The sequence below is a fragment of the Curtobacterium sp. MCPF17_011 genome, from assembly GCF_003234145.1.
Lineage (GTDB): Bacteria > Actinomycetota > Actinomycetes > Actinomycetales > Microbacteriaceae > Curtobacterium.
In genome coordinates this window covers 133324-157150 of sequence record NZ_QKSK01000004.1, presented here as the reverse complement: position 1 = coordinate 157150, position 23827 = coordinate 133324, and the positions used below count along the sequence as shown (strand labels likewise).

Genomic DNA, 23827 nt, shown 5'->3' with positions numbered 1-23827 from the left:
GGTCCGGCCCCTCCACCGTCCACGCCGTCCAGGGTTGCCGCATGGGGACCTGGAGCGCAGAACCGGTCGGCAACGACGCAGCGGCGGACTTCGTCGGCGATCTGGACGACGAGCGGGGGTGGGCCGTCGTGGAGTCGGCACTCACCGCGGCGACGGAGGCCGGACCCGGGATGGACAGCGACGTCGCGGAACTCGCGATCGCCGCCGCCGAGGTCGTCGCGCACGGTCTCGGACGGCCGACGCAGGACGACGCCTACACCGCGACCATCGGGCAGTTCGTCGCCCGTGCCGGCCAGCCCGATGCGGGGCTCGTCCGACTGGCCGCGCAGGCCGTCACCGCTGCCTCGGCTGGCGAGGGCGAACTCGCGGAACTGTGGGACGACGCCGGTGCGACCGAGCTCGCCGAGTGGCGTGTGTCAATCGCACGCCTGGGCGCGAACCTCCGCACCGACAAGTAGGTCGCGACAAGAGCGTCAGGTCCGCCGGGTCGGTCCGCTCCCTCGGCTTTCGTCGGTAGCCTGCCCCGATGGGGACGAGTGTCGAGGACGCGTACACCGACCGAGCAGCCGAGTACGTCGAACTCCTCGGGACCATGGACTCGGTCCACCCGTCGGACGTGCAGCTCGTCAGCGCCTGGGCGGCATCGGTCGAGGGGCCGGTACTCGACGCCGGGTGTGGTCCAGGGCACTGGACCGCGTTCCTCGCCGAGGCGGGTCACGACGTCCGCGGGATCGACGCTGTGCCGGCCTTCATCGACCACGCCCGGGGTACCTACCCGGGCGTCCGGTTCACGACCGGCAGCATCGACGCCCTGGACGACCCGTCCGACTCGTACGGTGGTGTGCTCGCCTGGTACTCGCTCGTCCACCACGACCCGGAGCGCATCCGCCGTCCTCTCGAGGAGTTCGCCCGGGTCCTCCGCCCGGGCGGCATGCTCCTCGTCGGCTTCTTCGTCGGTCCCGCGGTCGAGCCGTTCGACCACGCGGTCGTGACGGCACACCGGTGGCCCGCCGAAGCGCTCGAGCAGGAGTTGCGGGCCGCGGGCTTCGACGTCGTCGAGACGCACACCCGCTGCGCGGCGAGCGGGACACCGCGGCCGCACGGGGCGGTCCTCGTTCGCCTCGGTGCGGGGGCCTGATCCCCGTGCGCAAGTTGGACGCCGTCGGTGCGGAATCGCTCCGCTGGTACCGACCGGAGGCGGAGGAGAGCAGCGCGGGTCCCACGCTGCTCTGGCTGCACGGCGGCGGGTTCTTCCGGGGGAGTCCTGCGCAACCCGAGGCCCACGACGTGGCCCGCGTCCTCGCCGACCAGGGCGTCAGGGTGGTGACCGCGGCGTACCGCCTGGCGCCGTTCCCCGGCACAGGACCGCTGCGGCGGCGACCGGGGGGCCCGGCGCGGCAACCGGAGCGCTTCCGACTGCCACTCGAGGACGTCCTCACCGCGGCACGGGCCGTGTCGGCCGAGTCCCCGGAGGGCATCGTCCTCGGCGGCGCGAGCGCCGGGGCATGTCTGGCTGCCGCCGCCGCCCTGCACGCGGTGGACGACAGCGCCCCTCCGGTCGGAGCTGTCTTCGCGTACGGGTTCTTCCACGCCGCGCACCCCCGGGAGAGCGACTCAGCGCACCGCTCGCGCGGCCATCGTCGGATCACGCACGCGCCGTGGGCGCTCGACGTCGCGAACCGCAACCACGTCGGCACTCGGCACGCGCTGGCACACCGGTACGCGTTCCCCGGCGGGCACGACCTGACCGGTTTCCCGCCGACGCTCGTCGTGAACGCCGAGCGTGACACGATGCGGACCTCGGGCGATCGCTTCGCGGCCGAGCTCGCGGCCGCGGGCGCCGACGTGGAACGCCATGTGCTGCCGGGCAGTGCGCACGCCTTCCTGAACCGCCCGGGCCTCCCGGCCTTCGCCACGGGAACCGCCCTCATCGCCGAGTGGATGCGGCGCCGCCCGACTCCCGTGTGAACAGCCGGTGTCCGATCGGTCCGACCCCTCGGCAGGTCGCGCTCCTCCGCATCCCGAAGCCGACGCCCAGGACGACGTGACCGAACCGTGTCCCGCGGTCGGGACCGCCCGGTGCAGGATCGACGCATGGGGACGGGGCGAGCGGCGGCCATCGGCGGGGCGGTGGCGCTCGTCGCCGCCCTCGGCGTCGCCGGGTGCAGCGTCGGTCCGACCGCCTGCACGGCGATCGGCTGGGCGAACGGCGTCGAGGTGACGCTCCTCGGCGACACCACCGACGTCGCCACCGTGACCGCGTGCGGCGGTGCCGGATGCGAGCCACCCGCAGCCGACGATCCGCCGCCCTTTCCCCCGGAGGCGGACCCGGGGCACACACCGACACCCGTCGCCGGCGGCGACAGCCGGACGCTGTACCTGGGCATGGACACGCCGGAGCGCGGTGCGGTCGCCGTGTACGACCGTGCCGGCCACGTGCTCACCGAGCAGTCGGTGGCGCTGCGCTGGGACAGTCCGCACGACGCGGAGCCGTGTGGCGGTCCGTCCTCCGGTCGCGTCACCGTCCGCCTTCCCGCGTCGCACGGTTGACCGCTGCGCACCCGCCGGACGGGAGGCGCGGCGCCGGCCCGCACCGCGCCTCCCGTCGGGTGCCGGGCTGGGGAGGGACCGGACGGCCGCCGGACGAGCCGCGACGTCCCTGCCGCTGTCGAGCGGCAGTCGCTCAGGACGCCGGCCTGCTGAACAGGTTCACGACGTTGCCGTCGGGGTCGCGGACGAGCGCCGACCGGTTGCCCCACGGCATCGTCGTCGGTGCCAGGACGACGTCGTCGGGCTCAGGCTGCAGGCGCTCGAACTCGCCGTCGACGTCCGCGACCTCGAACTCGATGAACACCGACCGGTTCGTCTGCGCGGACACGGCGTCCCCGAGCATCGCGACCGTCGCCGTGCTCGCGATGGCCAGGACCGCGCCGGAGCCGCTGAACTGCGCGAAGACCGGCGTGGGTCGTTTCGCCGGGCGGCCGGTGACACGCTCGTAGAACGCGGCGAGACGGTCGACGTCCTCGGTGACGATGCGGATGGATGTGAACGACACGGGGGCCTCCTGGAGCAGTGGTGATCTGGTCCGGCCAGCCTCGCCGACACCCGCGACACCGTCCTGTCGGTGTTTCCCGGATCCGGTCGCCTCCGGTCAGTCGACGTGCTCGGTGACGGATCGGAGGCGACCGTACGGGATGTCCAGGTCCTCGCGGCGGAGCGTCCGCGCCTGCGGACGCTCGTCGGTCAGTTCGATCGACAGCACCCGGTCGCCGCGGAAGGCGCGGACACCGTCCCGCAGGCGGCACCAGGCGATCAGGTACCAGTCGCCGGCTTTGCCGATCGACCCCAGCGGTTCGACCTCCCGGACGGACTCCGACCCCGAGCGGTCCCGGTACCGCAGCCGGACCACCCGGTCTGCCCGGAGTGCGGCGGCGAAGGCCGGCAGCACCGGTGCGTCGTCGGCGGGTTCGAGCAGGTGCACCCGTGACGCCAGGGCCCTGGCCCGTCGAGCGTCGTCTTCCGGCATCACCGCGAGGACCTTCCGGACGGCGGTCGCGGCGGCCTGTCGGAAGGGCCCACGCTGCAGCGTCCCGAGCCCGACCAGCACCGCGAGCGCTTCGTCCGGTGTGAACCCGGTCGGCCCGAGCGTCGCGGTCGCGTCGATGACGTAGCCCCCGGTCCGGCCGGGCTCGGCCCAGATCGGGAGGCCCGACTGCTGCAACGCCGAGAGGTCGCGCTCGACGGTCCGCACCGACACCCCGAACCGCTCGGCGAGCCAACGCGCGCTGCGGGGCCGGGGAGCGACAGCGCGCAACTCCTCGACGAGGGCGTAGAGGCGGTCGGTGCGGTTCACTCCACCATCATGCGACTCGGGAGTCGGCGCGGAGACCACGATCTGGGACCCGTCGGCGTCGGCCGAGCTCGACGAGCCCTGCCCAGTCCGGGAGTGATCCGGCGGTGGACGTCTGTCCGCACTGCGGGGTCCGGGTTCGCTCCTGGCGGAATGGTTCCGGTGCGGAAGTTCATGCGGCTTTGATCGTCACATGAGTGCAGATGGTTCCGACGTCCGACGTGCGTACGACCCGACCCGGCTGCGGGCGGTCTTCGAGCGGAACTTCACCTATGCCTCCGCCGTGGAGCGCAACGTGCACCGGTTCGGCGGCAAGCCCGCTCTGAGCGACCCGGAGACCGGGCGGTCGTGGACGTACGCCCAGCTCGGCGCGGTCACCGGACACCTGGTCGGTGGCCTCGCACGCCACGGTGTGCAAGCCGGCGACGTCGTCTGCTACCAGCTGATGAACCGGCCGGAGTTCGCGTTCCTCTACGTCGCGACCCAGGGCTTGCGTGCCGTGGGCTCGCCGATGAACTTCCGTCTTGCACCCGGGGAGACCGCACACATCCTCGACGACGCCGAGCCCGTGGTCTTCGTCTACGAAGCCGCTGCTTCCGCCGACGTCGCGACCGCGCTCGCACTGGCCTCCCATCGACCGGCCGTGCTGGTCTCGGTCGGAGAGCCGGCCCCTGACGTCGAGCCGTTGCCGGGCTCGATCACCTTCGCGGAGTTGCTCGACACGTCGGCACCGTCGTTCCGAGCTCCCGAAGCCGGCACCGTCTGGGACGAGACCACCCGCCTCTACACCTCGGGCACCACGGGCCGCCCGAAGGCCGTGCCCCTGTCGAGCCTCAACGAGACCCTGAGTGCGCACGACGTGATCATGCACCTGCCGCTGTCACCCCGGGACCGGACGCTGAACATGTCGCCCTGGTTCCACCGGGGCGGCGTGTACTGCGCGGGACCGAACCCGGTGTTCTACGTCGGGGCGGAAGCCGTCACCCTGCGGCAGTTCGACCCGGTGCGCGTCCTCGACCTGATCGAGGAGTCGAGCCTGACGTTCGTCGTCGGAGCTCCGACGAACCTGGAGCGCCTCGCGGACGAGCAGGAGGCGCGACCCCGTGACCTGTCGAGCCTCACCGGCATCGTGACGATGGGGGCACCCTTCGAACGGCAGGCGGCGCTGCGGTACCAGCGGGTGCTCACCCCGAACATCTCGAACGGGTACGGCACGACCGAGACCTTCTGGAACACGTTCCTCCGTGGCTACGAGTTGACCGCCAACGCGGGTGCCGCCGGACGCGCGAACATCGACGACGACGTCGCCGTCGTGCAGGCCCTCGCCGGACGGCTCGCCGACCCGCGGGACCAGGTGGCCAAGGACGGCAAGGAGATCGGCGAGATCGCGATCCGGTCGATCAAGTCCGGGTACGCCTACGTGCACAACCCGGACGCAGAGCAGGCGAAGTTCCAGGACGGGTGGTTCTACCCGGGTGACCTCGCCACCTGGAACGAGGACGAAGTCGTCACGATCGTCGGCCGGAAGGACGACATGCTCATCTCCGGCGGCGAGAACGTGCACCCCGTGCAGGTCGAAGAGGTCCTCGCCGGTCACGCCGGGGTCGCGGACTCGATCGTGGTCGGGAAGGCGGACCCCGAGTGGGGCCAGGTCGTCGTCGCGTACGTCGTCCGTCGCAGCGGACAGCTGACCGATCCCACTTCCGCGGCTTCGGCTCTCGACGCGCACTGCAGGACGAGCACCGACCTCGCCGACTTCAAGCGGCCGCGCCTCTACGCCTTCGTCGACGAGTTGCCCTACACGGCCACCGGGAAGAAGCAGCACTTCGTGATGCAGCGCCGCACCACCGACGACGCGGAAGCCGGTCTGTTCGTCCGCCCCTGAGTGCAGTGGCGCCAGCGCGCTGGCGACCCGACGGCGAGGTCGGCGGATGTTCACCGTCGCGACTCAGCGGGAGGTTCACACCGGTGCCGGCAGCTCCAGGCCCTTGAGCTCGCGCATCACGGAGTTGAGGTGCCACTGGTCGCGGAACAGCCCGTAGCGGTCGCGGTCGGTGGTGACGATCTCCAGGTCGCGCCGCCGCTCGAGCAACGCGAGGTCGGAGTCCGTGACGGTGCGCACCATCGTCCACGGCAGCGGTTCGACGCGGACGGCGGTGCCGAACTCCGCCGACAGGCGCGACGTCAGGACCTCGAGCTGCAGCGACCCGATGACGCCGACCATCGGCGCCTGCGCGGTCCGACGCTCGGACTCGAGCAGCTGCACGACGCCCTCCCCGGCGAGCTGTTGCATGCCCTTGCGGAACTTCTTCGCGGTGCTCGGGTCGGTGGGCGCGACGGTGGCGAACATCTCCGGCGCGAACCGGGGGAGCGGCTCGAACTCGACGGCCTCGTCGCTGTACAGGGTGTCCCCGGGGTGCAGCATCGTCGCGTTCACCAGACCGACCACGTCGCCGGGCCAGGCGACGTCGACGGTGTCGCGCTCCCGACCGAACACGCTGAGCGCGTGCTTGGTGTTGAACCGTCGGCCGGACTGCGCGTGGGTCAGCATCATGCCGCGGTCGAACCGGCCCGAGCAGATGCGGACGAAGGCGACCTGGTCGTGGTGGGCAGGGTCCATGTTCGCCTGCACCTTGAACACCTGGGCTGCGAAGGGCTCGGTGACCGGACGGGGCGCGCCGTCCTCGGTGCGACGGGGGAGCGCGGCAGGGGCGGTGTCGCGCAGGAAGCGCAGCAGGTCGACCGTGCCGAGGTGCTTGGTGGCGACGCCGAAGAACACCGGCATGCTCACGCGCGCGTGGAAGTCGTCCTGGTCGGGCAGGCCACGGACCTCGCGGGTGAGCTCGACCTCTTCCAGCGCGGTCGCCCACGCGCTGCCGAACAGTTCGGCGGCCTCGTCCGCCGAGCGCTCGGTCGCGACCGGTAGGTGCCCACCGCCGGTGGACTCGTACGTGGTCAGGGTCCCGGTCGTGGTGTCGACCAGTCCCTGCAGGTCACCGGCCTCGCCGACCGGCCAGGTGACCGGCGTCGGGGCACGTCCGGTGCGCTCCTCGAGCTCGTCGAGCAGGTCGAGGGCTTCACGGCCGGGGCGGTCCCACTTGTTGACGACGGCGATGACGGGGATGTCGCGGGTGCGGCAGACCTCGAACAGACGGATCGTCTGCGCCTCCATGCCCTTCGCGGCGTCGATCAGCATGACCGCGCAGTCGACGGCCGCGAGCGCGCGGTAGGTGTCCTCGGAGAAGTCGGCGTGGCCGGGGGTGTCGACGACGTTGATGAGCGTGCCGCCGGCGTCGAGTTGGACGACGGCAGAGCTGATCGAGATCCCGCGGCTCCGCTCGATCTCCATCCAGTCGGACACGGTCGCGCGCCGGGTGGCCTTGCCCTTGACCGCACCGGCCTCGTCGATCGCGGAGGCCGCCAGGGTCAGCGACTCGGTGAGCGTGGACTTGCCGGCGTCCGGGTGGGCGATCACGGCGACGGTCCGACGGCGTTCGGCTTCCCGCTCGATCGTGCCGGCGGCGGCGGTGTCCGCCGGGGACGGACCGGTCACGCGTCGCCCCGCTCGTGGCATCGACCGACGGCGTGACCTGGGTGTTCCGACTTCTGCACCCTCCGACGATACCGACTGCTCCGGACAGTCGACGCACCGGGGCCCTCCGGGAGGCCCGCCGGGTTCGGCAGGTTCCGGACGCCACGAGGTCACGACCGCCGGGGTACTGCGCTCTCCGGCACCGTCCGCCGTACCGTGGGCCCATGCCGAACGAGAACGAGGTACGGGACTTCCTGATGTCGCGACGCGCGCGCATCGCGCCCGAGTTGGTCGGACTCCCGCTGCCGTGGGCCAGCCTCGGCGGCTTCGTCGTCGCTGCGGTGCTGCTCGTCGTCGGGCACGGATCAGCCCCGGTCGTCCTCGGTGCGGCCGTGCTGTGGGGGCTGACCTTCGGCGGAGCGGCGCCACAGTTGCAGAGCGCACTGACGATCGCGGGCGGCACGGAGTCGGACCTGGCGAACGCGTTCCTGCCGGTGGCCTTCAACCTCGCGATCTCCGCCGCCGGTCTGGTCGGCGCGCTGCTCATCGCGGTCTCGGGCGGGCTGGTCCTCGCGGTGTCCATGGCCGTCCTCGGGGCCCTGGCGCTGGTCGTGACGGTGGTCGGCCGGCAGACCTTCGCCGGTCGTGCCTGAACGGAGCCAGGCCTAGTACTCCGACTTCGCCGCGCAGGTCACCGTGTCGGCGGTCTGGCCGGACACCGAGTCCGGCAGCTCGGCCGCGGACGCGCTCGCCCGGGGCGTCGCCGGAGGCGTCGTCGTGTTCCCGGAGGCGGGCGGGGTGGTGGTGGCTGATGGGCTGGTGGGAGCCGACGGCTTCGCGGTGGGCGCGTCGGGATCGCGCACGGCGGAACGGCCGAGGCTGTTCGGGGCGAGCCGCACCGGTTCGTCGGCCTGCAGCGCAGCCGTCAGGGTCGCCGCGGGCCCCTCGGACACCAGGACCCGAGCCGGGTCCTGGGGGTCGTCGACGACCGGGAACTGGACGAACACCATGTTCGAGAGTCCGACGGTGTTGACCGCGAGGGCGAGGCGCGCCAGGGTCGCCGCGTCGTCGAGCGAATCCGACAGGACCATGTTCTTGAAGGCGGTGTCCGCGAGCCGCAGGACCTTCGCCGGGTTGGTGAGCGTGCCGGCGGAGACGGTCTGGCGGGCCAGGGCGGACATGAACGTCTGCTGGTTGCTGATCCGGCCGAGGTCGCTCGCGTCGCCGACGCCGTGTCGCGACCGGAGGAACGCAGCGGCCTCGGCCCCTCGGAGCTCGCGGTTGCCGGGCTGCAGGTCGAGCGCCGGGGTGACGTCGTCGTCCTTGATCGGCGTGGCGAGGCAGACCGTGACACCGCCGACCGCGTCGGCCATCCGGACGACCCCGTCGAAGGTGATCTTGCCCGCGTAGGCGATCTGCAGGCCGGTGAGCTTGCCGATGGTGCTCGCGACGCAGGCCAGGCCGTGCTGCTCGCCGCCGCGGGAGAGCGCCGTGTTGAGCATCGCGGCGGACGAGGCCGGGGTGACGGCACCGTCGTCGTTCGTGCACGCGGGGATCGGGACGACGAGGTCGCGCGGGAAGCTGATGACCGACATGTTCGAGTGGTCGGCCGAGATGTGCACGAGGATGTTGGTGTCGTTGTTGCCGACGCCGTTGCTGGCCTGCTGGTTCGCCGGGTCGTCGAACCCGGCACCCTGTCCGTCGCGGGTGTCGGTCGCGACGAGCAGCATGTTGACCTCGCCCGACTGGGCCGTCAGCGCGGGCGCCTTCTTCGCAGTGGTGCCGGGCATCACGAGGGAGACCGAGGGCTGGGCGCTCTGCAGGACCTGCCAGGTGGCGATGGCGGCGATCGATCCGGACCCCACCACGGCGACCGCGGCGACGACGGCGATGCCGCGCAGCACGAACCCGAACGGACCGCGACGACGCAGCCTGCCGTGCCGGATGAGCGGTGGCGGGCTCGTCGATTGGTCCGCGTGCGCTCGTCCGTCGTCCGACATGCATCCCTCGGGGTCAGTCCGGGAGAGGTCCCGGTTCCGTCATCATGCCGGACCGCAGGGCTCCCCACCGTCGAGACACCTGAGAGACTGTCAGGCGGCGGCGCCCTCGTCGACCGCGAACACGTCGGTCCGGAGTGCCGGGCAGTGCTCGGGACTCGGGTGCTCGGAGATGTGGATGACCTCGTCGAGCCGGTCCCGGGTCGCCGTCAGCTCGGCCAGCTGTGCGGTGATCCGGTCGCGTTCCTGCACGAGCAGGGCGAAGGACTCGGCCGTGGCTTCACCGGCGTCGACGCAGGGCAGGAGCCGGACGATGGTGCGGCTCGGGAGTCCGGCGGCGAAGAGCTGCTGCACCAGGCGGACCCGGTCCACGGCCTCCGTCCCGTAGGTCCGTTGCCCGGTGCCGGTCCGGGTGGCGGTGAGCATCCCCTGCTCCTCGTAGTAGCGGAGCGAGCGGACGCTCACCCCGGTCCGGGCAGCGAGGTCGCCGATGCGCATGTCGTCTCCGTTCGGGGCTTGCCCCTGACACTGATGTGAGGTCTTACCGTAACCGAGCCGCAGCGGGACGGACCCGTTCGGCGGAAGGAAACCACCATGGACATCACCGGATCCGTCGCCCTCGTCACCGGTTCGAACCGCGGCATCGGACGACACTTCGTCGAACAGCTCCTCGAACGTGGCGCGTCGAAGGTCTACGCCACCGCCCGGCGTCCCGACCTCGTCGACGTCCCCGGGGTCGAGGTGCTCGCCCTCGACATCACCGACCCGGCCTCGGTCGCGGCCGCCGCCGCAGCAGCCGGCGACGTCACGCTGCTGATCGACAACGCCGGCGTCTCGTCGTCCGGCTCGCTGCTCACCGACGACCTGGCGGACGCCCGCCGAGCCGTCGACACCCACCTCTGGGGAACGCTCGACATGGTCCGGGCGTTCGCGCCCGTCATCGAGCGGAACGGCGGGGGTGCGATCGTCAACGTCCTCTCCGCGCTCTCCTGGTTCTCGGCGCCGGGCGCGGGTGGGTACGCCATCGCGAAGGCGGCCGAGTGGAACATGACCAACGCCGTCCGGCTCGAGCTCGCCGGCCGAGGAGTCACCGTGCAGGGCCTCCACCTCGGCGCCGCCGACACCGACATGATGGCCGGCTACGACGGCCCGATGACCGACCCCGCGGACGTCGTCCGTGCGGCCCTCGACGGGGTCGAGCGGGACGCCACCGAGGTGCTGGTCGACGACTGGACCCGCATGGTCAAGGCCTCCCTCGCGGGCGACCCGGTGGACTTCTCCGCCGAGATCGGCTGAACCGCCCGCTCGGGATCGGCCGGCAGCCGCCGGGGGCCTGACTGACGGGAGGCCCGTGGCGACGCCGCCACGGGCCTCCCGTCAGTCAGGTGCACCGGACCGTCGGATCCGTTCGCCCGTCACGTCCGCCAGTGCGGCGAGCAGCGCGTCCTGGAACGCGGGGTCGCGCACGGCGGCCTGCGGTGTCGCCCGCTCCCCGTGGTACCAGTAGCCGGGGGTCTCCGCGTCGGGGTCGTCGGTGACGGCGAGCCAGTCCTGTGTGCGGTGGCCGGCCTCCAGGTCGTCGGGTGCCCCCGCGCCGCCCATCTTCGTCGGCACCCAACCCGGGTCGACGGCGTGTGCGACGACGCCCGGCCGCAGGCGGGGGAGCGCAGCGGCGATCGCGGTCACGAAGAGCTTGCTGTCCGAGTACGACGAGCCGGTCGACGTGTGCCAGTCGATCCGGTCGAGCGACGCCGAGCCGCCGCGGTGCATGCCACTCGAGAGGACGACATGCCGTCGGACGTCCGGCAGCAGCGCGGTGAGCAGGTACGGCGCGACGACGTTGACGGGCAGGACGTCCGGCCCCGAGAGGACCCCGGCGTTGTGGATGACCGCGGTGAGTCCGGAGCCGCCGAGCTCGCCGGCAAGGCGCCAGACCGCACGCGCGTCGGCGAGGTCCGCCGTGACCAGGGTCGCGCCACGGTCGACGAGGTCGGACAGGGTCTCGGCGCGGCTGCCGTTCCGTGCGTGCACGACCACGTGGTGGCCGTCAGCGAGCAGGGACTCGGCGGAGAGCCGCCCGAGTCCGTCGGTGGATCCGGTGACGAGGACGGTGTGTTCCATCAGCGCAGCGTACGTCGTGGCCGATGATGGGGGAGTGGACGGTCAGGGACAGCAGCCGCGATGGCGGAAGACGTGGTCGACGGTGCAGGTCGGGGTGTTGTCCGCGGCCGTGGTCGGGTGCATCGTGCTCCTGCTGACCGGGGACGGCACGCTCGACCGCGTCTACGCGGTCGCGCTCGTGTTCTTCGGCATCGCCCTGCTCGGGCACGTCACCTTCCTGGTGCTCACGGCCCGGGCCGAGCGGGGACGCTGAGCGGACGACCGCGTACACGTCCACCCGCACCCTGTCAGGCTGGACTCCCCATGGAACTCATCGCGCCCGAACTCGTCGTCGTGCTCGTGGTGGCGATCGCCGTCGCGACCGCCGTCTCGGACCGGCTGCGCGTCGCGCCCCCGGTCCTCCTGCTCGCCTTCGGGGCCGCGATCGCCTTCATCCCCGCGTTCGGGAAGCTGGAGCTACCCGCCGACGTGGTGCTCTTCCTGTTCCTGCCGGCACTGCTCTACTGGGAGAGCCTGACGATCTCGCTCCGCGAGATCCGGAACAACCTGCGCGGCATCGTCCTGATGGGCACGCTCCTGGTCGTGCTCACCGCCGGCGGTGTGGCGACGATCCTGCACCTGCTCGGGATGCCCTGGGGCCCCGCGTGGGTGCTCGGTGCCGCGGTCGCACCGACGGACGCCACCGCGGTCGGTGCGCTGACCCGGTCGCTGCCACGTCGGAACACGACCGTCCTGCGCGCGGAGTCCCTGGTGAACGACGGGACGACGCTCGTCATCTACGGCATCGCGGTCGCGGTCACGGCGGGGGAGCAGGAGCTCACCGTCTGGAACGTGTCCGGCATGCTCCTCCTGTCCTACCTCGGTGGGATCGCGGCCGGACTCGTGACGTCGTGGCTCGGGATGCTCGTCCTCCGTCGGATCCACGCGGTCGTGCTCGAGAACCTGCTGACGCTGCTGGTGCCGTTCGCCGCCTTCCTCGCTGCCGAGGCGGTGGGTGCCTCCGGCGTCCTCGCGGTCGTGGTGGCAGGGCTCGTCGTCAGCCAGGTCGCGCCGAAGCTCGACCGGGCCGAGACGCGCCAGCAGGTGCGGTCGTTTTGGTCCTTCAGCACGTTCCTGCTCAACGGCGCCCTGTTCGTGCTGGTCGGGATCGAGGCGACGATCGCGGTCCGGGAGCTCGCCGGGCAGGAGATCGCCCGGGGCCTCGGCCTGATCGGGATCGTCTCGGTCACCGTGGTCGTCCTGCGCTTCGCGTTCCTCAACCTCACCTGGGGGACGGTGCGGCTCGTCACGCTGCGGACGGGAGGTTCGCCCCGCGAAGGACACCGCGACCGGCTGGTCAGTGGGTTGACCGGGTTCCGCGGTGCCGTCTCGCTCGCCGCCGCCGTGGCCGTCCCGCGGCTGGTCGAGAGCGGTGGCGCGTTCCCGGACCGCGACCTCATCGTGTTCGTCACCGCCGGTGTCGTGGTGGTCACCATCGTCGGGCAGTCGCTCGTGCTGCCGGCCGTCGTGCGCTGGGCGTCCTTCGACGGCAGCGGCGAGGTCCTCGAGGAGCGCCGATCCGCTGAGCGCACGGCGTTGGAGGAAGCTCTCGACGCGCTGCCGCGGCTGGCCCGGAAGACCGGTGCCGAAGCGGAGATCGTCGACCGCATCCGCGAGGACTACGAGGGTCACCTGGCGCTCGTCAAGGCCGAGGAGAGCGACGACGAGGAGCACCCGCTGCTGGTCCAGCGCGGCGCTGCGGTCGAACTCGAGCTCGCACTCGTCCGGTTGAAGGCGGCGACGGTCCTGCGGTTGCGCGACCAGGGTGAGATCGACGACCTGGTCCTGCGGCAGGTCCGCGCCGAGTACGACGCCGAGGAGACCCGACTGCTCCGGCTCGACCAGCGCGGCTGACGATCCGTCCCCCTCCTTACGGACCGACCGAGTCCGCCGATAGTGCGCACTGACCACCCACGGACGGGCGGTCGAACACCTGCCCCACGGACGGCGGCGGGTCGATCGAGAACCAGGACGGGCCATGATCGTCGTCACGCGACTGAACGGCAGCGGTTTCGCTGTGAACCCCGATCTCGTGGAGCGCATCCAGGAGACGCCGGACACGACGCTCATCATGGTCGACGGGGCGAAGTACATCGTCCGCGAGTCGCTGGCCGAGGTCATCGACCGCATCGCCGGGTACCGAGCACGCATCGTCAGCATGGCGTACGGCACCGACCGGCCCGTCGGCCGCGACGGCACCGGCCCGCAGCCGACCCTCGCCCCGGTCGCTCCGCTCCGCGCCCAGGACGGAGGTCGCTGACGTGGACATCGCGACCATCATCGGCATCCTCCTGGCCTTCGGCGCACTCTTCGGCATGGTCGAGATGGAGCACGTCGAACTCGGCGGTCTGTTCCTCCCCGCGCCGATGCTCCTGGTCTTCGGCGCCACCATCGGCTGCGGCATCGCGAGCACCACGCTGAAGGACGCCCTCTCGGCGTTCAGGTCCGCGCCGAAGGCGTTCACCGGCAAGGTCACCCCGCCGCAGGCCGTCATCGACGACGTCGTCGGACTGGCCGAGACCGCCCGTTCGAACGGCCTGCTCGCGCTCGAGCAGGAGGCCGACAAGCACGACGACCCGTTCATGAAGAAGGCGCTGCAGAACATCGCCGACGGCACCGACGGCGACGAGCTGCGGATCCTGCTCGAGGACGAGATCGAGTCGAACGCCGCGCCGATGCGGAGCGCGAGTGCGTTCTTCATGGGGCTCGGCGGCTTCGCCCCGACAGTCGGCATCATCGGCACCGTCGTCTCCCTGACCCACGTCCTGGCGAACCTCGGCAAGCCGGACGAACTCGGCCCGCTCATCGCCAGTGCCTTCGTCGCGACGCTGTGGGGTCTGCTCACCGCCAACTTCCTCTGGCTGCCGATCGGCGGGAAGCTCCGGAAGCTCGCCCAGCTCGAGTCGGACCGGCAGACACTGCTGATGGAGGGCCTCCTGGCCGTGCAGGCCGGCAGCCAGCCACGGCTCCTCGGTGAGCGCCTCACCGCGATGGTGCCGCCGAGCGCCCGTGGTGCATCGGGCAAGAGCGCCAAGGTCAAGGCCGGCGCCGACGACCAGCAGCTGGCGGCCTGAGCATGAGCGCCAACCCCCGGGGGCGCGGTCGGAAGAAGCGCGGCCACGACGAGGCCGAACACCCCGACGAGCGCTGGATGGCCTCGTACATGGACATGATCACGGTCCTGATGTGCATGTTCCTCGTGCTGTTCGCCATGTCGACCGTCGACCAGGAGAAGTACATGGCGCTGAAGAACTCGCTCGCCACCGGGTTCGGCGAAGTGAAGTCGCAGAAGGTCGACACCGCCTCCGGCACCGTCGTGACGAAGGACCAGGTCGAGGACGGCTCCGGCTACTCGACCGACAAGGCGCACGCGGACCACTCCACCGCGGCCTCGGGGGCGAAGGACACCAACGTCGACCCGGCGTCCACCGTCGTGCCGCAGACCGCGGCCAAGGCGGACGTGAAGGCCGCGCAGGAGGAGCTCGACGACCTCAGAGCCATCGAGGCCGCGATCAAGGGCAACCTCGACGAGGCCGGCCAGAGTTCCAACGTGCAGTTCACGGTCGACGCCCGCGGACTCACCGTCCGGCTGATCGGCAGCGAGACGTACTTCGGGACGAACAGCGCCGACCTGTCGGACCAGGCGAAGCGGATCATGGACGCCATCGCCCCGGTCCTCCGCGGCGCCGACCACGACGTCAGCGTCGAGGGACACGCCGACAGCCGGAACTCCACCGCTCCGTACGCGACGAACTGGGAGCTCAGCGCCGCCCGCGCGACCGGGGTGCTCCGTGACCTCGTCGAACGGGGCGGGATGCCGGCCGCCCGGATCCAGTCCGTCGGCTTCGGGTCCAGCCGGCCGCTCGCGAAGGGCAGCACGGACGGGGACCTCGCGTTGAACCGCCGCGTCGACATCGTGGTCCTGTCGAACGCCGACCAGGACGTCAGCGCCCTCATGCCGAGCCTCGCGAAGGCGCAGGACGGAGCGCGCTCCGGGTAGGCGCGACCGTCGCCCCAGAAGAGGGGCCAGAGCTGACGGCCGCCCCCGGGCAGCCGAGAGTACGACTCGTGACCGAGACCCTGACCGCGCCCGAGGTGTACGACTTCGCGCGCCCGTCGACGCTCGCTCGCGAGCACGCCCGGGTCCTCGAGCTCGCCTTCGAGACCTTCGCGCGGCAGTGGGGCACGCAGCTGACCGCGAAGGTCCGTGTCCTCAGCCAGGTCACCTGCGAGCAGGTCGCGATGATGACCTACGACGAGTACGCGGCGTCGTTGCCCGCACTCACCGGGATGGTCTTGCTGCCCATCGAGGGAGTCACCGCCAAGGGGGTCCTGCAGGTCCCGCTCGACGCCGCCCTGGCCTGGGTGTCACACTCGCTCGGCGCCTCGAAGCCGCTGCCGACACCCGAGCGGACGTTCACCCCGATCGAGCAGGCCCTCGTGCGCCGCCTGGTCGAGGACGCCCTCGACGACCTCCGCTACTCCCTCGGCGGGCTGCTCGACCAGCCCGTCACCGCCGGGGCCTTCCAGTTCAACAGCCAGTTCGCCCAGGCCGCCCAGAAGTCCGACCTGATGATCGTCGTGTCGTTCGAGATCCGGGTGGGGGAGCGCATCGCCGCCGGCACGCTAGCCCTGCCCGCCGAGGCCGTCCTGCCCCAGCTCGTCGACCGCCCGGCCGACGTCTCGACCGCCGACGCGAAGGCACTGCTCGACGCGCAGCTCGCGTCGGTGCCGGTCGGCGTCTCGCTCCGCTTCGCCCCGGCCACCGTCCTGCCGGCACAGGTCCTCGGCCTCGCCGTCGGCGACGTCCTGCCGCTGCCGCACCCGCAGCACCGCCCACTCACCATCTCCGTCGACGGTGAACCCGTCGGCACCGCCGCCGTCGGCGCGAACGGCTCGCGGCTCGCGGGCGTCGTCGTCACCACCACCCCATCGGAGCCGTCCGCATGACCGCCGTCACCTCCACCCTGCACACGACCGCCGCCGAGGCGCTCGCCAGCGCATTGCCCACCGCCGTCCCGCTCGTTGCGGTCGCCCAGCCGGGAGGCCCGTCCGCCGACCTGCAGGCACGTGCCGCCGACGCCGTGGTCGCCTCCTTCGTCGGTGGCGTCTCCGCGGACCTCGCCGTGGTGCTGCTCGACCTCGCCGCCATCACGGCAGCGGGCGGCGTCGACGCCGGCCTCGTGTCCGTCGCCGACGTCCTCCGCCCGTCCCTCGAGGCAGCGGTCGCCCCGTTCGGTGCCGGCGTGCTCGGTGAGGGCCGCCGCGACTCCGCCGTCGCCCTGGTCGCCGACCCGGAGGCCGTGGTGTTCGCCCTGACCGGCGCCGGGCAGCCGATGGGCTGGGTCGCGATCCGGATCCGCGAGAACGGCATCGTCGCCGAGCCGATCGCGGCCGCGCCGGTCCTGTCCGCCGGCAACCTCGGCCGCATCAACAGCGTCGAGATGACCCTCACCGTCGAGATCGGCCGCACCCGGATGTCGGTGCGGGACGTGCTCGGCATGGAGCCCGGTGCCGTCGTCGAACTCGACCGCTCCGCCGGTGCCCCCGCCGACGTGCTCCTCAACGGACGGCTCATCGCGCACGGCGAGGTCGTCGTCGTCGACCAGGACTACGCCGTCCGCATCACCAAGATCCTCGACGTCGCCGAGACGGTCTGACCCGGTGGACACGCTCGTCATCGCACTCCGCGTCGCGCTCTCCCTCGGTGTCGTGCTCGCCCTCATGTGGGTGCTGCACCGCCGCATGCAGAAGGGGCAGTTCGGCGCGGGACGTACCCGGGGGCGTCGTTCGGCGTCACTCGAGGTCGTCGCCCGTCAGGGCATCGGCGGCAAGGCGAGCGTGGTCGTGGTCGACGTCGACGGGGAGCGGCTCGTCCTCGGCGTGGCCGAGCACGGCGTGACCCTCCTCACGAGCGGCCGGGCACCCGCGCCGGAACTCACGATCGTGACGGGCCCGGTCGCACTGCCGACGGCGGACGCGTTCCGTGCGGAACTGGACCGGCAGGACCAGGCCGCACCCAGCCTCCAGTCCGACACCGCGTCCGCCGGGACGCCCACCGATCCACTGCCGCTGCGGCCGCGCGGCCGACGCGCCGCGCCGCGCACCAACGCCCTCGTCCCGACGGCCACGCAGCTGCAGGGCTCGGTCCTCTCCGCGGACACCTGGCGCCAGGCGGCGTCGGCGCTCCGCTCCCGGCGGACCGGGTGAGCGCGGCCCGCACGGGCAGGGTGCTGCTGTTCGTCCTCCTCGGACTGACGATGGTGGCCGGCTTCCTCATGCTCACCACGACCGGCGCCCACGCGGCCGGTGTGGTCCAGCCGACCGCCCCCGCGGCCCCGACCGCCCCGCCGACGCCGTCCACCGGCGGCTTCAGCGTCGACGTCAACGGCCCCGACGGCACGCCGTCCTCCGCCGTGGTCACCCTGATCGGGATCACGCTGCTCAGCGTCGCACCGGCGCTGCTGCTGATGATGACCTCGTTCACCAAGATCTTCGTCGTCCTCGCCATGACCCGGAACGCGCTCGGCTTGCAGTCGATCCCGCCGAACCAGGTGATCGCCGGACTCGCCCTGTTCCTGTCGCTGTTCGTGATGGCACCCGTCATCGGGCACGTCAACGACGACGCCGTGCAGCCGTACCTGGCCGGGCACCTCGACTTCCAGCAGGCCGTCGAGATCGGCACCAAGCCGCTCCGGACGTTCATGCTGCACCAGACCCGCGACGAGGACGTCGCCCTCATCACCCGCGCCGCCGGTCAGGCGAACCCGAAGGACATGTCCGCCGTGCCGATGACGACGGTCATCCCGGCGTTCATCATCTCGGAGCTCCGCAGCGCGTTCATCATCGGGTTCGTCATCTTCATCCCGTTCCTGGTGATCGACCTCGTCGTCTCCGCAGCCCTGATGTCGATGGGCATGATGATGCTCCCGCCGGTGATGATCTCGCTGCCCTTCAAGATCCTGCTGTTCGTCCTGGTCGACGGCTGGGGACTCATCATCACCTCGCTCATCGAGAGCTACCACGTTGTCTAGCGCGACGTGGTCCGGACCCGACACCGTGCCCGGGGGGCTCTCGTGAACCAGCAGGCGGTCATCGACCTCACCCTCCAGGCGCTCCTGGTCGCCGGCAAGCTCGCGGCGCCCGTGCTCATCACCTCGCTCGTCGTCGGCTTCGCGATCTCGCTGTTCCAGTCCGTGACCCAGATCCAGGAGGTCACGCTCTCGTTCGTGCCGAAGGCCCTGGCCGTGGCGATCGCCCTGGTCGTCTGCGGCAACTGGATGATCTCCGAGATGATCGCCTTCACGCACGTGGCGTTCGACATGATCCCGAAGCTGCTCGGGAGCGGCTGATGGACCTGGTCTTCGACGCCGCCCGGCTCGAGGGCACGATGCTCGCCGGCGTCCGGCTCGTCGCGTTCTTCGTGGTCGCCCCGCCGTTCTCGTACAAGGCGTTCCCCGGCGTCGTAAAGGTGATCCTCGGCCTGGGCCTCGCGATCGGCGTCGCCCCGAAGGTCACCGCCGGGTACGAGCAGCTCGACACGGCCGCCTTCCTCGTCGCCCTCGTCACCCAGCTGCTCGTCGGACTGGTGCTCGGCTTCATGGTGTACCTGGTGTTCGCGGCCGTGCAGTCCGCGGGCGCGCTCGTCGACCTGTTCGGCGGGTTCACGCTCGCGCAGGCGTACGACCCGCAGTCGCAGGTGAACGGCGCCCAGTTCACCCGGCTGTTCCAGATGGCCTCGCTCGCGCTGCTGTTCGCCTCTGGCGGCTACCAGCTGATCATCGGCGGGCTGGTCCGGTCCTTCGACGGCGTGCCGCTCGTGGACGGCCGCTTCCCGATCGACGGGATCGCGCCGATGCTCGTCGCGGCGTTCGGGCAGATGTTCCTCGCGGCACTGCAGATCGCCGGCCCGCTCGTCGTCGTGCTGTTCCTCGCCGACGTCGGCCTGGGCCTGCTCACCCGCGTCGCCCCCGCCCTGAACGCGTTCCAGATGGGCTTCCCGATCAAGATCGGCCTCACCGTCCTGTTCGCCGGCGCGCTCTTCATGGCCCTGCCGAGCGTCGTGTCGTCCCTCACGGGTGACGCCGTCCAGGCGATCACGGGCAGGGGGTGACGGCATGTCGGACAGTGGAGAACGCTCCGAACAGGCATCCGACAAGCGGATGCGCGAGGTGCACCGCAAGGGGCAGCTCGGCCGGTCGCAGGACCTCAGCGCCTGGATCGGCATCGCCGTCGCCGCGCTGATGGTCCCGTCCACGATCGGGCACGCCTCGGCGGCCGGGCAGCAGCAGCTGCACGCCGTGACCCTCGTCATCGCTGACCCGAGCATCGGCACCATGCGGCACGTCCTCGACGACGCCCTCGCCTCGATCGGCAGCACGATCGGCCCGATGCTCGCCGTCGTCGCCGTCGCGGTGCTCGCCGTCGCGGTCGCCCAGGGTGGGGTGCACATCAAGAAGCTCACCCCGGAGCCGGACCACTTCGATCCCGTCGCCGGCGTGAAGCGGGTGTTCGGTACGCAGGCGCTCTGGAACGGGGTGAAGGCACTGCTGAAGACGGCGGTCGTCGGTCTCGTGCTGTGGTTCGCCGTGCAGGGACTCGTCCCCGTGCTCATGTCGAGCGGCTCGCTGCCGCTGACGAGCGTCCTCGAAGCTGCCGGAGCCGGCGCGGGCACCCTGCTCCGTGCCGCGATCGCGGCCGGGCTCGTCCTCGCCGCGCTCGACGTGTTCGTCGTCATCCGCCGGAACCGCAAGCGGACGATGATGACCAAGCGCGAGGTCAAGGACGAGAACAAGCAGGCCGAGGGTGACCCGCTCGTGAAGTCGCAACGTCGCTCCCGCCAACTCGCCGCCAGCCGGAACCGGATGATCGCCGCGATCGGCACCGCCGACGTCGTGATGACCAATCCGACGCACTACGCCGTCGCGATCAAGTACGAGGCCGGCAAGTCCGCACCCCGGGTCGTGGCGAAGGGCGCCGGACCCGTCGCCGACGCAATCCGCCTGAAGGCCACCGCGGAACGGGTGCCGATGGTCCAGGACATCCCGCTCACCCGTGCCCTGCACGCCGCGTGCGAGCTCGGGCAGGAGATCCCCGTCGACCTCTACACACCCGTCGCCCGCGTCCTGTCGTTCGTGATGACGCTCGCCGCCCGCGGTGCCACCGCCGGCACGCACACCCCGCCCCGCCCCACCACCCCGGAGGAGGTCGCCACCGTGCTCGACCCGACCACGCTCAGCGGCGACGTCCGACCCCGCAAGCTCCGGACCCCGCGTCCCGTCACCGAACCCACTCCCGGAGAGGCCCTCCCCGCATGAAGCGCGCCGACCTGCCGAAGTTCGCCGTACCGGTGCTCATCGTCGGCATCATCCTGCTGTTGATCCTGCCGGTGCCACCGTTCCTGCTGGACGTCCTCATCATCTGCAACATCCTGCTGGCGCTGGTGATCCTGCTCACCACGCTGTTCGTGAAGAAGCCGCTCGACTTCTCGGTGTTCCCGTCGCTGCTGCTCGTCGCGACGCTGTTCCGGCTCGGGCTCAACGTCGCCTCGACCCGCCTCGTGCTCGCGCAGGGCTTCGCAGGCGACGTCATCCAGGCGTTCGGGCACGTCGCCGTGGCCGGCTCGGTCATCATCGGCGCGGTGATCTTCCTCATCCTCGTGGTGATCCAGTTCGTCGTCGTGACGAAGGGCGCCGAGCGCGTCGCCGAGGTCGGTGCGCGCTTCACCCTCGACGCGATGCCCGGCAAGCAGATGGCCATCGACGCCGACCTCAACGCCGGACTCATCACGGACGAACAGGCCAAGGAGCGCCGCGCGGCGGTGTCCGCCGAGGCCGACTTCTACGGCGCGATGGACGGCGCGTCGAAGTTCGTCAAGGGCGACGCGATCGCCGGCATCCTGATCCTCGTCATCAACCTCGTCGGCGGCATCGCGATCGGCATGCTGCAGAACGGCATGTCGATCACGGACGCGCTCTCGCACTACGGCATCCTCACCATCGGTGACGGCCTCGTGTCGCAGATCCCCGCGCTCCTGATGGCCGTGTCGACCGGCATGATCGTCACCCGCTCCGGCGCCGAGTCCGACATCGGCACGTCGGCCTCCGACCAGCTGTCACAGTCCCGGACCGCCCTGATGATCGCTGGCGCTGCCGCGATCGCGATGGGGTTCATCCCCGGCATGCCGATCCTGCCGTTCCTGCTCATCGGCGCGAGCCTGCTCTTCACCGGGTGGCGGATCGGCCAGAACGCGAAGCGTGCCGCCGCCACGGCCGCCGAGCAGCAGGCGCTCGCGGCCGCCGCCCCGGCGAGCGACACCCCCGAGGACCTCCTCGAGCAGATGCGCGTGCACGCCCTCGAGATCCTGCTCGCCCCCGACCTCGTCGACATGGTCTCCGGCGCCTCCGACGACCTGCTCGGCCGGGTCCGTGCACTCCGCCGCAAGATCGCCATCGACATGGGGATCGTCGTCCCGCCGGTCCGGACCCGGGACAGCATCGACCTCCCGCCCGCCACCTACGCCATCCGGATCGCCGGGGTCGAGGCCGGTCGCGGCACCGCCCCCGCGCGGAGCGTCCTGGCCCTCGGCGAACAGCTCGACGGCCTGCCCGGTGACCCCACCGTCGAGCCGGTGTTCGGCCTCGCCGGCAAGTGGGTCCCCGCGGAACTCCGGCACGCCGCCGAGATGACCGGCGCGACCGTCATCGACCGCGTGTCCGTGCTGGTGACCCACCTGCAGGCCGTGATCGGCGACAACGCTGCCCGGCTGCTCACCCGCGAGGACGTCAAGGTCCTGGCCGAGGGCGTCAAGCAGGTCAACCCCGCCGCCGTCGAGGAGCTCGTGCCCGGGATGCTCTCGATGGCCGAACTGCAGCGGGTCCTGCAGGGGCTGCTCGCCGAGCGGGTGCCGATCAACGACCTCGGCCGGATCTGCGAGGCGCTGACCCTCCGCGCGAAGGTCTCCACCGACCCCGAGGGCCTGGTCGAGTCGGCTCGCGCCTCGCTCGGTCCGGCACTGGCCGCCCGACACCTCGACGGCACGGTGCTCCGTGTCATCATGATCGACCCGGTGCTCGAACAGGCGATGCTCGAGGGGCTCCGGCCGTCCGAGCAGGGCAGCCAGATCCTCCTCGACGCGCACCGGATCGAACAGGTCCTGGGCTCCGTCCGGGACTCGGTCCGCGCCGTCGAGGACCAGGGCCTGTCCGCCGTCCTGGTCTGTGCCCCTCAGCTCCGCCCGGCCGTGCACCGCATGGTGTCGGCGCAGGCGAACGGGCTGCCGGTGCTGTCGTACCAGGAGGCGACCGCCGCGGGCTCCACCATCGAGACCGTGGGGGTGGTCCGTGCCGCCGATCCGATCGCAGCGTAGCGGCGCGACGCTCGACGAGGTCCGCGCCGGCGTCCTCGCCGAGTTCGGCCCCGGCGCGCGCATCGTCTCCGCCGAACGCGTCACCACCGGCGGGGTGGCCGGGCTGTTCCGGAAGGCCCACGTCGAGGCCGTCATCGAGGTCCCCGACCCGCTCGACCCGCCGACCGCCCGCGTCGCGATCGCCTCCTCCCCGGCCAAGCGAGCGGGCATCGCGGCGCTCCTCGCCGACGCCGAGGCAGCCGAGTCCCGCATCGCCGACTCCGACGGCACCGCCACCGTCCGGGCGGACGCCTTCGCGTCGGTCCTCGACGGTTTCGCCGCGGACGGACTGGCCCCGCCGCGCCGGGCCGCCACCCGACCGGCCGCGGTCGAGCCGGGCCTCCCGTCCGCGACCGACGGTGCGGTGCCGTCCGTGACCAGCCTGCCGGGAGGCCCGGACACCGACCCGTGGGCCGACCTGCGCGCCCCCTCGACCACCGGTGTCCCCTCCGCTCCGGCACCCGCACCCGCACCCGCGGTCCGCTCGGCGGACGGTGACCTCGTCCTGCTCGTCGGCCGCGCCACCGACGTCGACGCCGCCGCCGGGGTGTTCGCGAGTCGGCACGGCCTGCGTGCCACGGCGGCCTCGGACCGGCGGAGCGGCATCCTCGCCCGCGCCGACGCCGTGCGCGACGGCGTCGCACTGCTCGCGGTCGCGGCGTGGACCGACGTGGCGACCACCACGTCACTCGCACCGGACCAGGTGTGGGTCGTCGTCGACGTCGGGCGGAAGCACGAGGACGCCGTCACGATGCTCAGCGCCGTGGTCGAGGTCGGCGTCCCGATCGCCGGCATCCTGGCGATCGGCGCCGAGGAGACGAGCACCCCGGAGACCGTCCGCTTGCTCGGGGTCCCGGTCCGGACGCTCTGACCGATGCTCG

The 23827-nt window shown here is 71.8% G+C and carries 27 protein-coding genes; 21 read left to right on the top strand and 6 right to left on the bottom strand.

Going from position 1 to position 23827, the window contains the following annotated elements; all coding sequences use genetic code 11:
• Window positions 1–41 precede the first annotated feature (41 nt).
• From DEJ25_RS06785 to DEJ25_RS06770, 4 genes are all read left to right on the top strand, one after another.
• Window positions 42–458, top strand: a complete 417-nt coding sequence (locus tag DEJ25_RS06785) for a DUF4259 domain-containing protein (RefSeq protein WP_111044193.1) — start codon at window positions 42–44, stop codon at window positions 456–458.
• A gap of 68 nt (window positions 459–526) precedes the next feature.
• On the top strand, window positions 527–1138 hold the full coding sequence (locus tag DEJ25_RS06780) for a class I SAM-dependent methyltransferase (RefSeq protein ID WP_110902383.1): 612 nt from the start codon (window positions 527–529) through the stop codon (window positions 1136–1138).
• A 5-nt stretch (window positions 1139–1143) separates the two neighbouring features.
• The gene (locus DEJ25_RS06775) at window positions 1144–1968 is read left to right on the top strand and encodes an alpha/beta hydrolase (RefSeq protein WP_181427363.1); all 825 of its coding nucleotides are present in this window, start codon (window positions 1144–1146) and stop codon (window positions 1966–1968) included.
• Between the two features lie 126 nt (window positions 1969–2094).
• On the top strand, window positions 2095–2550 hold the full coding sequence (locus tag DEJ25_RS06770; RefSeq protein WP_111044191.1) for a hypothetical protein: 456 nt from the start codon (window positions 2095–2097) through the stop codon (window positions 2548–2550).
• 133 nt (window positions 2551–2683) lie between these two features.
• On the opposite strand, the gene DEJ25_RS06765 is transcribed toward DEJ25_RS06770, so the two are convergent.
• Both DEJ25_RS06765 and DEJ25_RS06760 read right to left on the bottom strand, forming a co-directional pair.
• The gene (locus DEJ25_RS06765; protein WP_111044190.1) at window positions 2684–3055 is read right to left on the bottom strand and encodes a VOC family protein; all 372 of its coding nucleotides are present in this window, start codon (window positions 3053–3055) and stop codon (window positions 2684–2686) included.
• 96 nt (window positions 3056–3151) lie between these two features.
• On the bottom strand, window positions 3152–3853 hold the full coding sequence (locus tag DEJ25_RS06760) for a YafY family protein (RefSeq protein ID WP_111044189.1): 702 nt from the start codon (window positions 3851–3853) through the stop codon (window positions 3152–3154).
• Window positions 3854–4043: 190 nt separating this feature from the next.
• Here DEJ25_RS06760 and DEJ25_RS06755 point away from each other — a divergent pair, with 190 nt between their 5' ends.
• A complete protein-coding gene (locus DEJ25_RS06755; protein ID WP_110902379.1) occupies window positions 4044–5735 on the top strand; it encodes a class I adenylate-forming enzyme family protein in 1692 nt (563 codons plus the stop codon).
• Window positions 5736–5810: 75 nt separating this feature from the next.
• Here the strand turns inward: DEJ25_RS06755 and DEJ25_RS06750 are convergent, their stop codons facing one another.
• Window positions 5811–7403 (bottom strand): peptide chain release factor 3, encoded by a 1593-nt coding sequence (locus DEJ25_RS06750; protein ID WP_258366438.1) that lies wholly within the window; start codon window positions 7401–7403, stop codon window positions 5811–5813.
• A gap of 203 nt (window positions 7404–7606) precedes the next feature.
• Here DEJ25_RS06750 and DEJ25_RS06745 point away from each other — a divergent pair, with 203 nt between their 5' ends.
• Window positions 7607–8035 carry an MFS transporter gene (locus tag DEJ25_RS06745; protein WP_111044187.1) on the top strand — a complete coding sequence of 143 codons (429 nt, stop codon included), beginning with the start codon at window positions 7607–7609 and terminating at the stop codon, window positions 8033–8035.
• 12 nt (window positions 8036–8047) lie between these two features.
• Here DEJ25_RS06745 and DEJ25_RS06740 read toward each other — a convergent pair whose 3' ends face one another.
• Together DEJ25_RS06740 and DEJ25_RS06735 are read right to left on the bottom strand one after the other, a co-directional pair.
• A complete protein-coding gene (locus DEJ25_RS06740; RefSeq protein WP_111044186.1) occupies window positions 8048–9382 on the bottom strand; it encodes an LCP family protein in 1335 nt (444 codons plus the stop codon).
• 90 nt (window positions 9383–9472) lie between these two features.
• The gene (locus tag DEJ25_RS06735) at window positions 9473–9877 is read right to left on the bottom strand and encodes a MerR family transcriptional regulator (protein WP_111044185.1); all 405 of its coding nucleotides are present in this window, start codon (window positions 9875–9877) and stop codon (window positions 9473–9475) included.
• A 96-nt stretch (window positions 9878–9973) separates the two neighbouring features.
• Between DEJ25_RS06735 and DEJ25_RS06730 the strand changes: the two genes are divergently transcribed.
• Window positions 9974–10675, top strand: a complete 702-nt coding sequence (locus DEJ25_RS06730; protein ID WP_111044184.1) for an SDR family oxidoreductase — start codon at window positions 9974–9976, stop codon at window positions 10673–10675.
• A gap of 81 nt (window positions 10676–10756) precedes the next feature.
• Here the strand turns inward: DEJ25_RS06730 and DEJ25_RS06725 are convergent, their stop codons facing one another.
• Window positions 10757–11500 carry an SDR family NAD(P)-dependent oxidoreductase gene (locus DEJ25_RS06725; RefSeq protein WP_111044183.1) on the bottom strand — a complete coding sequence of 248 codons (744 nt, stop codon included), beginning with the start codon at window positions 11498–11500 and terminating at the stop codon, window positions 10757–10759.
• A gap of 34 nt (window positions 11501–11534) precedes the next feature.
• Here DEJ25_RS06725 and DEJ25_RS06720 point away from each other — a divergent pair, with 34 nt between their 5' ends.
• The 14 genes from DEJ25_RS06720 (at window position 11535) to DEJ25_RS06655 (ending at window position 23817) form a co-directional block, all read left to right on the top strand.
• On the top strand, window positions 11535–11753 hold the full coding sequence (locus DEJ25_RS06720) for a hypothetical protein (RefSeq protein ID WP_110902372.1): 219 nt from the start codon (window positions 11535–11537) through the stop codon (window positions 11751–11753).
• A gap of 50 nt (window positions 11754–11803) precedes the next feature.
• Window positions 11804–13393 (top strand): Na+/H+ antiporter, encoded by a 1590-nt coding sequence (locus DEJ25_RS06715; protein ID WP_111044182.1) that lies wholly within the window; start codon window positions 11804–11806, stop codon window positions 13391–13393.
• Between the two features lie 124 nt (window positions 13394–13517).
• Window positions 13518–13799, top strand: coding sequence for a flagellar FlbD family protein (locus DEJ25_RS06710; RefSeq protein WP_110902370.1), 282 nt, complete (start codon window positions 13518–13520; stop codon window positions 13797–13799).
• A 1-nt stretch (window position 13800) separates the two neighbouring features.
• Complete coding sequence (locus tag DEJ25_RS06705; RefSeq protein WP_110902369.1) at window positions 13801–14613, top strand: motility protein A; 813 nt, start codon at window positions 13801–13803, stop codon at window positions 14611–14613.
• Window positions 14614–14615: 2 nt separating this feature from the next.
• On the top strand, window positions 14616–15539 hold the full coding sequence (locus tag DEJ25_RS06700) for a flagellar motor protein MotB (RefSeq protein WP_111044181.1): 924 nt from the start codon (window positions 14616–14618) through the stop codon (window positions 15537–15539).
• Between the two features lie 68 nt (window positions 15540–15607).
• The gene (locus DEJ25_RS06695) at window positions 15608–16489 is read left to right on the top strand and encodes a flagellar motor switch protein FliM (protein WP_111044180.1); all 882 of its coding nucleotides are present in this window, start codon (window positions 15608–15610) and stop codon (window positions 16487–16489) included.
• Entirely contained in the window at window positions 16486–17199 is a 714-nt protein-coding gene (gene fliN, locus DEJ25_RS06690; RefSeq protein ID WP_111044179.1) for a flagellar motor switch protein FliN, read from the top strand. The genes DEJ25_RS06695 and fliN overlap by 4 nt, the downstream gene beginning before the upstream one ends.
• Before the next feature lie 4 nt (window positions 17200–17203).
• Complete coding sequence (locus DEJ25_RS06685) at window positions 17204–17749, top strand: flagellar biosynthetic protein FliO (protein ID WP_110902365.1); 546 nt, start codon at window positions 17204–17206, stop codon at window positions 17747–17749.
• Between the two features lie 50 nt (window positions 17750–17799).
• Entirely contained in the window at window positions 17800–18573 is a 774-nt protein-coding gene (fliP, locus tag DEJ25_RS06680) for a flagellar type III secretion system pore protein FliP (RefSeq protein ID WP_258366098.1), read from the top strand.
• A gap of 42 nt (window positions 18574–18615) precedes the next feature.
• The gene (locus tag DEJ25_RS06675) at window positions 18616–18891 is read left to right on the top strand and encodes a flagellar biosynthetic protein FliQ (RefSeq protein ID WP_110902510.1); all 276 of its coding nucleotides are present in this window, start codon (window positions 18616–18618) and stop codon (window positions 18889–18891) included.
• Entirely contained in the window at window positions 18891–19652 is a 762-nt protein-coding gene (locus DEJ25_RS06670) for a flagellar biosynthetic protein FliR (RefSeq protein ID WP_110902363.1), read from the top strand. Before DEJ25_RS06675 ends, DEJ25_RS06670 begins: the two co-directional genes overlap by 1 nt.
• Window positions 19653–19656: 4 nt before the next feature.
• Window positions 19657–20856 carry a flagellar biosynthesis protein FlhB gene (locus DEJ25_RS06665; RefSeq protein ID WP_111044178.1) on the top strand — a complete coding sequence of 400 codons (1200 nt, stop codon included), beginning with the start codon at window positions 19657–19659 and terminating at the stop codon, window positions 20854–20856.
• Window positions 20853–22907, top strand: a complete 2055-nt coding sequence (locus DEJ25_RS06660) for a flagellar biosynthesis protein FlhA (RefSeq protein WP_111044177.1) — start codon at window positions 20853–20855, stop codon at window positions 22905–22907. Before DEJ25_RS06665 ends, DEJ25_RS06660 begins: the two co-directional genes overlap by 4 nt.
• Window positions 22882–23817 carry a hypothetical protein gene (locus DEJ25_RS06655; RefSeq protein ID WP_111044176.1) on the top strand — a complete coding sequence of 312 codons (936 nt, stop codon included), beginning with the start codon at window positions 22882–22884 and terminating at the stop codon, window positions 23815–23817. The genes DEJ25_RS06660 and DEJ25_RS06655 overlap by 26 nt, the downstream gene beginning before the upstream one ends.
• Window positions 23818–23827 lie beyond the last annotated feature (10 nt).